This window comes from Cognaticolwellia aestuarii (assembly GCF_002000025.1).
Classification (GTDB): Bacteria; Pseudomonadota; Gammaproteobacteria; order Enterobacterales; family Alteromonadaceae; genus Cognaticolwellia; species Cognaticolwellia aestuarii.
In genome coordinates this window covers 112,203-126,028 of record NZ_MUZV01000001.1, presented here as the reverse complement: position 1 = coordinate 126,028, position 13,826 = coordinate 112,203, and the positions used below count along the sequence as shown (strand labels likewise).

Annotated in this window: 12 protein-coding genes; 6 read left to right on the top strand and 6 right to left on the bottom strand. The window is 37.2% G+C overall.

The genetic code is table 11. From position 1 onward, the window contains the following. Nucleotides 1-34: 34 nt before the first annotated feature. Complete coding sequence (locus B0169_RS00575; protein WP_077283677.1) at nt 35-1,972, bottom strand: cytochrome c/FTR1 family iron permease; 1,938 nt, start codon at nt 1,970-1,972, stop codon at nt 35-37. Between the two features lie 180 nt (nt 1,973-2,152). Between B0169_RS00575 and B0169_RS00570 the strand changes: the two genes are divergently transcribed. The 4 genes from B0169_RS00570 (at nt 2,153) to B0169_RS00555 (ending at nt 8,337) form a co-directional block, all read left to right on the top strand. Continuing rightward, on the top strand, nt 2,153-2,503 hold the full coding sequence (locus B0169_RS00570) for a hypothetical protein (RefSeq protein WP_077283675.1): 351 nt from the start codon (nt 2,153-2,155) through the stop codon (nt 2,501-2,503). Between the two features lie 81 nt (nt 2,504-2,584). Further along, nucleotides 2,585-3,802, top strand: coding sequence for a TolC family protein (locus tag B0169_RS00565; protein ID WP_077283673.1), 1,218 nt, complete (start codon nt 2,585-2,587; stop codon nt 3,800-3,802). A gap of 63 nt (nt 3,803-3,865) precedes the next feature. After that, the gene (locus B0169_RS00560; RefSeq protein ID WP_077283672.1) at nt 3,866-5,125 is read left to right on the top strand and encodes an efflux RND transporter periplasmic adaptor subunit; all 1,260 of its coding nucleotides are present in this window, start codon (nt 3,866-3,868) and stop codon (nt 5,123-5,125) included. A gap of 11 nt (nt 5,126-5,136) precedes the next feature. Continuing rightward, on the top strand, nt 5,137-8,337 hold the full coding sequence (locus B0169_RS00555) for an efflux RND transporter permease subunit (RefSeq protein WP_077283670.1): 3,201 nt from the start codon (nt 5,137-5,139) through the stop codon (nt 8,335-8,337). 123 nt (nt 8,338-8,460) lie between these two features. Here the strand turns inward: B0169_RS00555 and B0169_RS00550 are convergent, their stop codons facing one another. The 5 genes from B0169_RS00550 to merR all read right to left on the bottom strand — a co-directional run bounded on the left by B0169_RS00550 (nt 8,461) and on the right by merR (nt 11,772). Further along, nucleotides 8,461-8,772: a hypothetical protein gene (locus tag B0169_RS00550; RefSeq protein ID WP_077283668.1), complete on the bottom strand. Its 312-nt coding sequence runs from the start codon at nt 8,770-8,772 to the stop codon at nt 8,461-8,463. 181 nt (nt 8,773-8,953) lie between these two features. After that, complete coding sequence (gene merA, locus B0169_RS00545; RefSeq protein ID WP_077283666.1) at nt 8,954-10,399, bottom strand: mercury(II) reductase; 1,446 nt, start codon at nt 10,397-10,399, stop codon at nt 8,954-8,956. An 85-nt stretch (nt 10,400-10,484) separates the two neighbouring features. Next, entirely contained in the window at nt 10,485-10,814 is a 330-nt protein-coding gene (locus B0169_RS00540; RefSeq protein ID WP_077283664.1) for a heavy-metal-associated domain-containing protein, read from the bottom strand. 89 nt (nt 10,815-10,903) lie between these two features. Continuing rightward, entirely contained in the window at nt 10,904-11,257 is a 354-nt protein-coding gene (locus B0169_RS00535; RefSeq protein WP_077283662.1) for a mercuric transporter MerT family protein, read from the bottom strand. 98 nt (nt 11,258-11,355) lie between these two features. After that, the gene (gene merR, locus B0169_RS00530) at nt 11,356-11,772 is read right to left on the bottom strand and encodes an Hg(II)-responsive transcriptional regulator (RefSeq protein WP_077283660.1); all 417 of its coding nucleotides are present in this window, start codon (nt 11,770-11,772) and stop codon (nt 11,356-11,358) included. A 230-nt stretch (nt 11,773-12,002) separates the two neighbouring features. Here merR and B0169_RS00525 point away from each other — a divergent pair, with 230 nt between their 5' ends. Further along, a complete protein-coding gene (locus tag B0169_RS00525; protein WP_077283658.1) occupies nt 12,003-12,341 on the top strand; it encodes a hypothetical protein in 339 nt (112 codons plus the stop codon). Between the two features lie 218 nt (nt 12,342-12,559). Further along, nucleotides 12,560-13,603: a hypothetical protein gene (locus B0169_RS00520; RefSeq protein WP_077283655.1), complete on the top strand. Its 1,044-nt coding sequence runs from the start codon at nt 12,560-12,562 to the stop codon at nt 13,601-13,603. The last annotated feature ends 223 nt before the right edge of the window (nt 13,604-13,826 follow it).

Below are 13,826 nucleotides of genomic sequence, written 5' to 3'. Positions count from 1 at the left end.
ATGCTCAATGAATGATTACTAACTACTGTGTAAATTATGAGGCATTGCGATTCCTTGAACGATACATATACAGTGAAAATAATATCAGAATGGTCACCTGAGCTGTTATACCTTGCCAAGTAGAACCTATACCGAACCATGTAACTTCCACATTAATAGGTAACGGAGTGATTCCTATAATCGCAGCCTCTTGAAGAGCTGAGATGGCTTTACCCATTAATATGAATGATAGAACTAAAAGCAAGTAAGTTGTTGTAGAAAAGAAACGAGCAATTGGCAATTTAACAGAATATCTAAACATTCCCCATGCAAGAATCGATAACACAGCTACCCCGAATAAAAATCCACTGATAACAAATGAGTATTGAGTTGTTGAGGCTTGTGTTACAAGTGATTGATAGAATAAGACTGTTTCAAAAACCTCTCGATAAACAGCAATAAATGAGAGCACTGCTAGTCCCCACAGTGTACCCGCTTCTAATTGTGAATTAATGTGCTTTTGAATATATGCCTGCCAATGTTCAGCATTCGTTTTGCTATGCATCCAGATCCCAACATAAAACAACATTACTGCTGCAACCATTGCAGCAATACCTTCCATGACTTCCCGACTCGCACCACTGATATTGATAATTGACTGTGCTACCGCCCAAGTAGCAAAACCTGCTAATAGCGCACTGAACCAACCAAAATGGACATATTTTAAGGCATCATGACGTTTAGTTCGAATTAATACTGTTATTAAAGCCAGTACAACTAGCAACGCTTCTAAACCTTCTCTTAGTAAGATAACTAAGCTTGCAGTGAAAAGAGCTTCATTTGACAAAGTGGTTTCTGTCAACAATTCTTCCGCATCATGGAGTTGCCCCACAGTAATCTCCATAAGGCTTTCAAATTGATTAACCTGTTGCGCGTTACTTAAAACTTGACGAAGCTTAATCAAGTTTCCTTCGATGCTTTTTCGTAAATCTTTGTCTCGTGCATCCAAACTATTTTCAATTAATTCAAAACCATCTAGATAAGCACTCACAGCAAGTGTCTTAGCCTTCTCGTACTCCTCATTTTTATACGCATTGCTTGCGGCAGCTAATTGAGTTTTGGTTATTGCGATAGGACTACTTTGATTGGTAAACAATAATGTAGGATTAGCCCTTAATCCTTCAATTTCATTTTTAGTTAATCCGTCAGTTTCTGTCGATAACTTTAATGGACTATAATTTATCCAATTTTGTAATGAAATTGATTGTGATGGTTTTGTTAATTCACTTGATGATTTAAATGCCAAACCACCTACATAAAATGCAAGGGACCATTTCTGCTGTTCTTTTAATTGTGTAAATGCAGGCATGGCAGTGTCATCAAGCCCATTAGATATGGCATCAAATAAGCCTAAAAGTGAACGGTTTTCTGCACGTGTTTTATCGGTAAAATCGGTAGGAGCAGGCTCTAATCCCGATGCCAAAACACCATTTCCTTGACCTGAAATACCATGACAACTCGCACAGTTATTTTCAAATAAAGAAAACGTCGCTTCTTTAGAAAGTAACCTTTTAGGGAGAGGTAGCTCTGGCATCATAGCCAATAATGAAATTCGTAACTCAGATGTAATTTTCCTGACAATATTTGCATTTTGCTTAGTTGAAATAGCTGTTTGTAAAGCTAATGCTTTCTCATTGAGTGAACGCATATAATTATTATTAATTGACGTTTTTTCAACTATCAATTTGGAGAATTCAAGCATTTCTTGATATTCATCATCGTTAATAACTTGGCCGTCCTTAATAGCCGACTCATAATCAACACCTACATATTCTGCTAATTGTATAATTTGTCGATGCTGCGAAAACTCTTCCAAATTGGAAGCTATACAAAATTTTGAAAAAAATGCTGTGACTAGCAAGATCAAATAAGCTAGCGGCTTTAAATAGTTATAGTATTGGCTTTCCTGTTTTACTTTTGGGGAAAAGGGCATAAAATGAGTTCCACAGTTCAAATCTAAATGATATTTATTATCACATTGTAAAATCTATAGTGGCTATAGAGTCAAATAAAAAGTTATTTAATGTAAAAGCGTGGAAACTGACTGGGAAAGCTAGTTTAAGTAAATAGTTTCTGCTAGTATTTTAAATACTATATTTAACAGGTAATAACTTTGAACCTTAATGTTGTGCTAAAAATACTATTAGTCGTTTCGATTGTTTTGCAATCGTTAACTGCTGTTGTATCCGCAACTTCTGAGAATCATCAAATAGATATAGAGCATCTTCAAACTCAACATGATCATGACGATGATCGAAATGTTTTAAATGATAATACAGATGATGAACAGCACGATGTAAAGGATTGTCATCACTGTGGTCATTGCAGTGGCAGCCACTTATCTTGGATTTTAGTCAGTAATTCAAATGTCGATGGTAAGCTAAATATTATCAATAAAACTCCTTATCAAATTGATCAAACAAGTACCTTTCTTGAAGCGATACTTCGCCCACCCATTTCTTAATTAGATTGATTTTTAATGACCTATTTGTCCATGAAAAGGATAAAGGGTTCGTGTTTATTAATTTTAAAATTAAGAGTTTTTATGTATATATATTTAAAAAATACAGGGTTAGTCCTGTCTTTATGCATGGCTGTGAGTTTTTCAGTTGCCAGTTATGGCAAAGAGAAAAATATTTCATGGCTTGATAGTCAAATAAATAAAGATCCCGAAGTTGTTGCGGCTAAAGAGTTACTTAATGCAAGTAATCATAGAGCAAAAAGCTTAACTCAAGCCGTATATAACCCAGAGCTTGAAGCAAGCTATGAAAAAGAGGGTGATTTTGATAATTACTCTATTGGTATCAGTCAAACGATTGATTTTTGGGATAAGCAATCAGCAAATAAAAGCATTGGTGAAATTGATGTTTATGCAAACCAGCAACAGTTGTTATCTCTACTCGATTCTAAAAAGGCTAACGCTTTAACTGCAATAGTTAATTGGCAAGCAGCAAAAAAGGCGGCTCAGTTACTTTCAGAAAGAGAAGAGCAATTGCAAACGCTCGTTGGAATTGTTGAAGATAAGCGAAAAGCTGGACTTCTAGAGCCACTTGACGCTGAACTGGTCTACGTAAACTTGTCCCAAATTTTCAGTGAAATATCTGAGTCGCAAATTACTTTGAAAAATGCAGAGGTAAAAGTTCAGGAGTTATTGCCTGATTGGACGCCTAATACCGCCAATTTATCTTCATTTACTTTTGGAGTAACAAGCTATTCATTTAAGTCACAGTGGGTTGAGAATCATCCAAAAGTTAAACTCGCTAGAGCGAAATGGAAAGGACAACAATCGAAAGCTCAATTAACCACTATGGAATCTAAAGCTAACCCAACCATTGGAGTTAGCGCAGGGAAAAGTGGAGATGAAGACTTGATTGGTGTGACTTTCTCAATTCCATTAAATATCAGAAATAACTATTCAGATACTGTTAAAGCTGCTTATTCAGAAGCAATCGCAGCAGAAGCCAACTTTCGCTCGGTTTATCGAAAGCAGTCTTTTGAAGCAAAAGCTAATTATGAATCGCTTAATGTCAGTAAAAAATACTTTGAGCAATGGCGAAAACTCACAGAAGGCAGATTAGAAAGTAGCGCAAATTTATTAAATAAGCGCTGGGAAGCTGGTGACATTAATACGTCTGATTACTTACTTGTATTAAATCAACGTGCGGAAGGACTTCATGCAGGAATTCGTTTGGAAAATCAATTCAAGCTTGCAGAAATATCCTTCGTTTTAAGTATGGGTCAGTTATCAAAATTTGAGATTTGAACGTTTACTTTTTCAGTTACGAAAAACGAAATCTTAAATTTACAAAAAATATAGGTTACAAAAATGAATACAATATTTAGTAAAAAATTATTAGCCGTAGTAATTAGCAGCCTGTTATTAGGGCTTACTACAAATCATGATGCTTTTGCACAGTCATCAGATGGTACTGGTTCTGTCGCAAAGGTTTTGAAGCAAGATGTAAAAGAACATAAAGATGATCATGACGATCACGAAAAGGGACATGAAGAAGACAAAGGTGACCATGACGAGCATGGCCATGAAGGTGATAATAAAGAGGGAGAAGAAGAACATGAAGAGGGTATCACTATAGATCCAAAGAAGATGTCGCTTGCTAACATCAAAGTGGAAAGTGTTAAGCCTGAATATCAATTTAGCACCGTGTATGCACCTGGCGAAATAAAAGCTAATGGCTATAAAAGTTATGTGGTATCACCACGTACAGAGTCAGTTATTATCAGTCGCCATGCATCGCTTGGCGAACATGTAGATAAGGGACAAAAACTGGTCACTCTATTTAGTGAGTCCATGTCACAAGCGCAAGCGGACTATCTAATCGCTTCAACGGAATGGCAACGTATTAAAAAACTAGGTAATAAAACAGTAAGTGAAAGCCGCTTATTACAAGCTGAAACGACTTACAACGCTTCATACGGAAAACTCATTGCTTTAGGGTTAACTGAAAAAGCAATTAAAAGTATTTCTAATAAGGATATTAAGGCATTCGGGCAATATACGTTAACGGCACAGCGTGATGGTGTTGTACTTCAAGACGACTTTATCCAAGGGCAACGTGTTGATGCTGGGGATACCGTTATGTTGCTAGCTGATGAAAAAAAATTATGGGTTGAAGCAAAAGTTTCTCCAAATAAAAAGCTTAATTTATCAATTGACTCTCCTGCGGTACTTAAATTAGAAGGCCAGAGTTACAATGCCAAAGTTATCCAAGAAGCCCATACAATTGACCCTATTACTCGTACTCGAATTATTAGATTAGGAGTAGAAAATTCGGATGATAATCTTCATTCAGGCATGTTTGTAAAAGTTTACTTTCAGTTCGCCACAAAGCAGAAAGTGATGGCTGTGCCAGAAGAGGCATTGATCCGTAGTGCCGATGGTGATTGGACCGTATTTGTCGAAGACCACCCTGGAGAATTTAAAGCTGTAGAAGTAGAACTAGGCCGAGCCTTAGGTGGTTTTAGAGAAATCATTGGCCTTGATAGTGGAACGCGAATTGTAACCAAAGGTGCATTTTTTGTTGCGTCTGAAATCGCTAAAGGCGGATTCGATCCGCATAACCACTAAGGGGCAAAACTATGTTTAATAAAATAATAGATTGGTCTGTTAATAATAGACTCCTGATTTTGATTGCGCTGTTTGCCACCATGGTTGGCGCAATTATGGTTATTCCAAAACTAAATTTAGATGCCTTTCCTGATGTTACTAATGTTCAAGTTGCTGTAAATACTGAAGCGCCAGGACTGGCTGCTGAAGAAGTTGAACAACTCATTACGTACCCTATTGAAGCGGTAATGTATGCCTTACCTGATGTAGAACAAGTGCGCTCAATTTCTAAAACAGGTTTGTCTGGCGTAACGGTTGTTTTCAAAGAAGGCACCGACATTTACTTTGCAAGACAACTCGTATTTGAGCGTCTTCAAGCCGCAAAAGAACTCATACCTGAAGGTGTTGGGACACCCGAAATGGGGCCAAACACCTCAGGGCTGGGCCAAGTTTTTCAGTACCTTCTTATTTCTGATAAAGATGCAGGCTATGATGCTATGGCGCTTCGAAGTCTTAACGATTGGATTGTGAAGTTACTCGTTATGCCTGTCGATGGTGTTACTGATGTACTCTCCTTTGGAGGTATTGTTAGGCAGTACCAAGTAAATGTAGATCCATCTAAGCTTCTTTCTTATAACCTAACGCAAGAAGACGTTGTTGGTGCCCTAGATAACAACAATGCGAATGTTGGCGGCTGGTATATGAACCGTGGGCAAGAGCAGCTTGTTATTAGAGGTACAGGTTGGTTTGAAAGTGGTGACGCTGGTATTAGTAATATCAAACAAGTTCCCGTCAAAACAGTTGATGGGACGGTTGTGACGGTTTCGGATATTGCTAAAGTTGAAATGGGCAGTGAAATTCGCCAAGGTGCTGTCACTATGACGCGAAAATCACCCAATGGTAAAGTAGAGAACTTAGGTGAAGTTGTCTCTGGTATTGTATTAAAACGCATGGGGTCAAATACTAAAGCTACCATTGATGGTATCAATGCAAGAATCCCATTGATTAATCAAGCATTACCTAAAGGTGTTCGCTTTGAGCCATTTTATGATCAGGCTGATTTGATTGAAAAAGCCGTTGATACGGTAGTTGATGCACTTTCACTAGCATTTATTTTCATCTGTATTGTATTGGCTCTATTCTTAATGAATTTACGTGCAACCTTCTTGGTATTAATTTCAATTCCAATTTCTATTGGTATTGCGTTAATGATCATGGCTTGGTGGGGGATATCTGCTAACTTAATGTCGCTAGGCGGAATAGCTGTCGCTATTGGTATGCTAGTTGATGGCTCAGTCGTGATGGTTGAGAACATGTTTAAGCATTTAAATAGACCAGACTCTACCCATTCAAACAGTGTAAAAGAAAGAGTGCCTAGTGCTGATACTGATCCACATGATGTAGAACAAGATGAGCATGGTATTAATTTACGTCTTCAAAATGCTGGTAAAGAAGTGGCTCGTCCGGTATTTTTTGCAGCCTCTATTATTTTAGTCGTATTTACGCCTTTATTTAGCTTTGAAGGTGTTGAGGCAAAGTTATTCCAACCTATGGCAATAAGTATCATTTTAGCTGTTATATCCGCTATTGTGGTTGCGTTGTTTATCGTGCCAGCACTGGCAACTTATCTATTTAAATCTGGTGTGAAAGAGAGGGAAAGCTTTGTTCTTAAACCATTAGATAAACTCTATAGAAAAGGTCTAACATTCGCATTAAAACACACTAAGTTAGTCATTTCAGCTTCACTTATTTTAGTTGCATCTGCATTTGCATTAGTTCCATTTATTGGCACTGAATTTGTTCCTGAGTTAGAGGAAGGGACTATTAATTTAAGAGCAACCCTTGCGCCATCTTCAAGTTTGGATACGGCGTTAACCGTAGCTCCGATTTTAGAAGAAAAGTTAATGGCGTTTCCTGAAGTAACTTATGCATTAAGCCGAATTGGACGAGCAGAAATAGGTGGAGATCCAGAGCCAGTTAATAACATAGAAATTTACATAGGATTGAAGCCTGTTTCTGAGTGGTCAAGTGCATCTAATCGATATGAACTTCAAGGTAAGATGGAGAGATCTTTGGAAGAATTCCCTGGGTTGTTACTCAACTTTTCTCAACCTATTGCGACTCGTGTTGATGAGCTACTATCTGGGGTTAAAGCTCAGTTGGCGATAAAGTTATTTGGCCCTGAGTTAGACGTTTTAGCAACTAAAGGGCAAGAGATCGAAGCAGCTATAAAGAGTGTTGACGGTGCAAGAGATGTTGCTCTTGAGCAAATTGCAGGTGAAGCGCAACTTGTCGTAAAACCTAATAGACAAGAGCTATCGCGCTTTGGACTTTCAGTTGTTGATATAATGGAAGTTGTGCGAGATGGCATTGGTGGCGTCGAGGCAGGGCAAATTATTAACGGCAATGAACGCTACGATATTTATGTGCGTATTGAAGAAGAATATCGACGAAATAAGGAAGCTATTTCAGACATTCGAATTCAGTCACCAACAGGTGCCTGGGTACGCTTAGGTGATGTTGCAACTGTTTCATTTGAATCAGGTCCTCCTCAAGTAAGACGCGATGATGTTCAAAGGCGTGTCGTTATTCAAGCAAACGTTCAGAATAGAGATATGGGCAGTGTAGTAGCCGACATCAGAAAAGTTATTGCTGAGAAAGTTGACCTACCTTCAGGCTACTCGGTAGCAATAGGTGGACAATTCGAAAGCCAGCAGCGTGCTCAAAACAGACTAGCTATTGTTGTACCTCTATCTTTAGCGCTAATTGCATTGTTACTTTACTTTGCTTTTGGCTCTGTTGGTCAAGCTATGCTGATTTTAGTGAATGTGCCACTTGCCGTTATTGGTGGTGTATTTTCTTTGTATCTAACAGATCAGTATTTGTCAGTGCCTAGCTCCGTTGGTTTTATTACGTTATTCGGTGTAGCGGTATTAAATGGTGTTGTAATGGTAGAAAGCATCAACCAACGAATAAAAGATGGTTTAGAGGCTTCCAAGGCAGTTTTTGAAGGAGCAACGTCAAGATTAAGACCTGTACTTATGACAGCAATAACTTCCGCATTGGGATTAATCCCAATGTTAATGTCTAATGGTGTAGGTGCTGAAATACAACGTCCGCTTGCCAGTGTTATTGTAGGTGGTTTGGTAACGGCAACGCTGTTAACACTGTTTGTATTACCTGTTTTATATCGCTGGTTTTCAAGGAAAAAAATTGAGGAGTTGTCTCGTTAACTAAGATAGCCTAACTTAGATTATTCCGTATTAGGTACGTAGCTGATGCGGAATAATTTTATATTTTACGTGGTAAGAGATGGGTCATTGTCTTTCTGGAAAAAGAGGTGGTTTGATCTACTGCTATAGTAAAGAAGATATTTTAATATACAGCTCTTTTGCTTGTGCGTGATTTAAATTATTTGCTGACTTATTTTGACCAATAGTTGAAGTGACACTTACAGCCTCGTTAGAGGTTTGTTCGATATCTTTTGTGGTTTTTGCTCCATTATCTTTATGCAAGCGTTCTATACCAATACTAGAGATATTGACCGAATCACTAGTAAGCACGTTAAGATTTAATTTCGTTACGGTATTTAAAAACGGCAGACCAGCACTAGCGGAATTTACATCCGCTATATTTGTATTGACACTTAATAGGTTAATACTCAACATTACTTATACTCCCCTAGTATCCAATTATAGTATCTTGTTGGGGAAATCGCCATTTTTCTATTAGATAACAAAGCTAACAATATTTGTGATCGGATACTTTTAATGGGCACTTCAGCTTTAAGCTCATTATTTGTGTATATTAGGTAACAGTAGAGGGCGAACTTCTTCCATATTGTTTTGATTAACCTGCACAGCATGAAAGCTCAGATACATCTTTATTAAAAGTTTGAGCACACAGCTTTAAACCTTCGACCATAGTTAGGTATGGAAATAATTGGTTTGCCAAATCAGTAACGGTCATTTGGTTACTGATAGCTAATGCCGCACTCTGTATTAACTCTCCACCTTCATGTGCTAAGATCTGTGCCCCAATAATGCGCTCACTTTCACGCTCAGCAACTAACTTAATAAAGCCATCAGTTTCAAAGTTAGCTAACGCCCTCGGCACATTTTCCATGTCCAAAACTCGACTAATAACATCAAGTCCTTTAGATATAGCTTGCTCTTCAGTTAAACCTACCGTTGCAACTTGTGGGTCAGTGAAAATCACAGCAGGCATGGTAGATAAATCAAGTCTAGAATCACCGCCTGTCATATTAATACCAGCTCTACTTCCTGCTGCCGCAGCCACATAAACAAATTGAGGCATGTTAGAGCAATCACCTGCGGCATAGATATTCGCTATTGATGTTTCCATGCGATCATTGACTTTGATCGCACCATTTTTTTCTGATTCAACACCAATACTGTCCAAGCCAAGTTTAGTTGTATTTGCATTACGACCTGTAGAGATGAGTAGTTTGTCAGCCTTTAAAGTCCCATCATTAGTACCTAATGAGAATTGGCTTCCATCATGACTTACAATGCTTGCCTGCGTATTATCTAGTATTTTGATACCTTCATTTTCAAAGCACTGTTTAAGCTTTTCACCCAAAAGAGGGTCTTCTGAATACAATAAAGTATGTCGTGCTAACACAGTTACACGAGTCCCTAAACGAGCGTAGGCTTGAGCGATTTCTAGCGCAACAACTGAAGAGCCGATTACTATTAAGCTTTCAGGTAACTCTTGTTCAAATAGTGCTTCTGTTGATGCCCAGTAAGGGGTATTTTCTAATCCTTTAATTGGCGGAATTGACGGAGTTGAACCAGTGGCTATCAATATTCGATCTGCATGCAGTTCTTCATTAGTGCCATCTGGTTTTTGGATAATCAATGTACTTTCGTTTTTAAAACTCGCATAGCCTTTAATCAAAGATAATGCCGAGTTTTTCTTTAGAATACTTTCATATTTAGCTTCGCGTAGCTCTTCAACACGAGACTTTTGTTGATGAGCTAGCAGAGCACGGCTTATTTGAGGGTTATTATTCTCAAGCCCATCAAATGGGTTTCTTCGTTGTTGGTGCGCTAATTGCGCAGCACGAATTAAAATTTTCGATGGAACACAACCAACATTGACGCAACAACCGCCAATAACATCAGCACCTTCTATAATGGTCACTCGTGCGCCATTTTCAGCGGCTTTTATAGCGCAAGCAAAAGCACCAGAGCCGCTACCGATAATAGCAACATGTAGCTGCTCGCTTTCACTCTTAGAGCAACAGCTTGTTGAGCATTGATCCGAAGACATAATAATTCCTTAAAGTTTTGTTGCTATTAATCTTTGGTGCATTTGTTATGGCTAAACTAATCAACAAGCAGACTTATGCAAAATCTTACTTGGTAGTTTTTACTTTTGCTGGGTAGCCAATATTTGTAGACGCTAACGCAATAGCTTCAATGCTGGCCTTGTTAGGATCAAATAAAACAGTCGCTGTTTTTTCATCATAATCAACAGTAGCTTTTACAACACCATCTACTTTTTCCATCGCCTTACGTATAGTTATATTGCACATCTTGCTGGTCATTTTCTCAATCGAGAAAACTTTAGTAGCTACTTCTTGAGTAGCAACATTACTGGTTGCTTCAGAGTGTGGCATTGCTAGTGTGTTGCCAAACATAAGCATTGAGCTTAACAGTATTGAAACGGTAATTAATTTTTTCATTGTTTTGCCTCTTTTTAATATATGTTCAAAATTAACTTGATTGGTTAAATCGTATTGTTATCAGTCAACTTTTGTTAATCACTTTTCTATTAAGCAATAATGTACTCTGCGTAATAGGGAAAACTCATCATCACGATTAAAATTATGCTTACAATCCAAAACATAATACGCTGATTCTTTAATACTTTAGGGTTAGCGCAAATTGAACCGTCCTCACACTTTTGAGGGGCTATATACAATTTATAAAAAACTACGCCTAATATAATGAGGGTTATCACAGTAAAATATCCGCTATAAGGTTCCATAGCAGTGAGGTTACCTACCCACGCACCTCCTATGCCAAGTGATAGCAATAACAATGGGCCAATACAGCACGCTGACGCACCTAAACCAGCAACAATTGCTAATAGCAAAGAACGATTAGGTGTGGGGGAACTCGTCATAATTAAATCTCATATAGGCTAATATAAGATAGTTTACACTCTGGGGTATAGCACAGAGTCAAGAGGGTGTTAGGTATTTTTTAAGAGAATTAGAAAGGTTATTTTTCTAAAAAGCCTTTTTGAGATAATCCATCGATGAAGCCACAGTGAGTAGTATCATCAGTATGACAAGTTGATATTAAGTCATCCAATGCAGCTTGAATCGTGAGCAAGCCAGCGATTTTCTGTTGGATTTCGTTCCGTTTTTCTTTTGCTAAGCTTTGAACATCACCACAATGTTGATCACCTAAAGTTAACAACTGCTTTATTTCCTCTAACGAAAACCCAAGCTGTTGAGCACGCTTTACGAATCGAATTCGATCTACACTTGTATCAGGGTAGTGACGAAAACCGCCTAACGGCTTTTCAGGTTCGACAATTAAGCCTTTGCGTTGATAATGCCTTATTGTCTCAATATTTACATTAGCGGCTTTTGCGAGTCGGCCAATGGTTAATGGTGGATTGTTTTTAGTCATTTATACTGCCTTTAAATTAGTTTGTATTTATAGTGCAGAATTGAAAAAGGTATTTAGTAGTAAACGTACTATAAACTGTTTTTCATATTACCAAAAGTGGGATTTAGTTTAATAATAGGCAAGTCTTTGTGTGCTTGGTCATGTGGAGTCAGGCCACATCAAAGAGTTCAGCAATCACGATTATGAACGAAATGGATTTACTTTGAATAGATAGTAAATTCGCGTAGCGAATGTGTACCAATAATACTTACTCGTCAAAAAGGCTTTCGAAAAAATTATCTATTCCGCTTGGCCAAAGCCAAGAAATGTTGTCCTATGTTGTTTATGGCTGTGATAGTTATGAACAGTTAATTTCATTGCTGAAGTCTGACTCCTTTGAAAATCAAAATCTGATATTGGCGGCTTTACACTCAAATGCGGAACTCTTCCTGTTAAAAATCCTCAATACTGATATGAATAATATTTTATCTCGTTTTAATGAAAGAGTTGAAAATACAAAAATAAATGAAAATATCGTAGTTGAAGTTTTTGCTATTGAAACAACTGATTTTAAATGGAAAATAAATTAAAGTCTTTTTAAATTATGCATATACGTATAATTCCTTCCTGTTTACAACGACATTGTACTCATTTATATTTGCATTTAAGGCTGAACGGACAGCCTATGCCTACACATATTTATAATTAAGTATGAACGATGAAGCGGAGCATCCGTAAAAATTTGGTTTTCATAATTAACAAACTGGCGTTAGTAGGCTGTTGTTTGTTTTAATTTATGGATAACTAGATGATTTCAGCTCTAACCTTAAATCACAAATTGAGACTTCAATCGAAATTTCTCGCTAACTCACTCAATCTACCTCAAGCTCATGGTAAGGATTTATTAGCCAGAGCAATCTATTGCACACCTAATTATGATTCTTTAACTGAATTACTCTTTCAAGAGATGTGTGGTGCGAAAATTTTTGGGACAATTCAACATCATTGGTTAAAGTACCTTTTAATATGTGAGTGTGAAGATGAGTTACTTATTGATGATCTACACAAAAGCATTGAGTTTATGGCAAAACGCCTTGAAGGAATGGTAGTCATTAATGTAAATAAGATCCGATTGATTTCTATTCTTTATGAGTTATTCGGGTTAGGAGATGAGTCGAAGTATATTATTGCTGCGCCACAAGAGTTTAGCCTTGAATGGAAGCCATATTTTAAAACATTGAACAATAATGAAGCCATTCTTTATAGTGATTTCAAAATTAATCAAATTGCATACCGACTCATTGCCACTACTTTTTATCCGAAAAATTTTAGAGAAAATAATTTTGATGAATCATTAATTAAAAATCTAAAACAGGATAACGAAGATTCAGAACTTGGCATAGCTGAATTTCCGTTTATAGAAGACCATAAAAGTTGGTTTTTAAATAGCGTTAACTTCTTTACTAATTTTGACTCATTTTGTGATGATGAAGTTCCTTATGTGTATAACATTGAGGGAAAAAGGTATGCGATATATGGTTTTCCTTTATCTCCAAGCTTAACAGAAGAAATCGATAGTAATTTACCAACACTCAAGGTATCAATTAAAAACATTCCAGAGAAACAGGTTTTTATATTTAATTTTGATCAGCAAAGACTGGTATTGGAATGCATTCACGTTGAAGCTCCAGCTATGTCTATGATCAGTTATTGTGAATTTAGTAATGGCGTTAAAGAAACACTTCTTAACCATAAAGACGCACGAAAATTCCCAATCATTCTTCATCAATCATATTTCTCCGCAAGTATTCGACCATTTTGTTATATGGATTACTTGGAGAATTCTATATGAATGAATCATTAAGAGAGAAATCAATAGAGTAGTCTGTTGATAATGTCAAAATGAGGGCTTACTTTTGTTGACCCTAAAGCGGGTAAGACAATTTCGCTGCCTGTTTTGAAAAATACTTATCAAAGCATTATTAGTAATAATGCGTTAGGGGATTTAGATATGGGAGCTATTGTGAGAGGCGTTTATGAAAAAACACAACGAAAATCAATATCTATCAGTGTTG

Coding starts and splice junctions, on each gene's coding strand:
- B0169_RS00575 (WP_077283677.1), bottom strand. CDS start 1,972: ATGCCCTTTTCCCCAAAAGTAAAACAGGAAAGCCAATACTATAACTAT.
- B0169_RS00565 (WP_077283673.1), top strand. CDS start 2,585: ATGTATATATATTTAAAAAATACAGGGTTAGTCCTGTCTTTATGCATG.
- B0169_RS00560 (WP_077283672.1), top strand. CDS start 3,866: ATGAATACAATATTTAGTAAAAAATTATTAGCCGTAGTAATTAGCAGC.
- B0169_RS00555 (WP_077283670.1), top strand. CDS start 5,137: ATGTTTAATAAAATAATAGATTGGTCTGTTAATAATAGACTCCTGATT.
- B0169_RS00550 (WP_077283668.1), bottom strand. CDS start 8,772: ATGTTGAGTATTAACCTATTAAGTGTCAATACAAATATAGCGGATGTA.
- merA (WP_077283666.1), bottom strand. CDS start 10,399: ATGTCTTCGGATCAATGCTCAACAAGCTGTTGCTCTAAGAGTGAAAGC.
- B0169_RS00540 (WP_077283664.1), bottom strand. CDS start 10,814: ATGAAAAAATTAATTACCGTTTCAATACTGTTAAGCTCAATGCTTATG.
- B0169_RS00535 (WP_077283662.1), bottom strand. CDS start 11,257: ATGACGAGTTCCCCCACACCTAATCGTTCTTTGCTATTAGCAATTGTT.
- merR (WP_077283660.1), bottom strand. CDS start 11,772: ATGACTAAAAACAATCCACCATTAACCATTGGCCGACTCGCAAAAGCC.
- B0169_RS00525 (WP_077283658.1), top strand. CDS start 12,003: ATGTGTACCAATAATACTTACTCGTCAAAAAGGCTTTCGAAAAAATTA.
- B0169_RS00520 (WP_077283655.1), top strand. CDS start 12,560: ATGATTTCAGCTCTAACCTTAAATCACAAATTGAGACTTCAATCGAAA.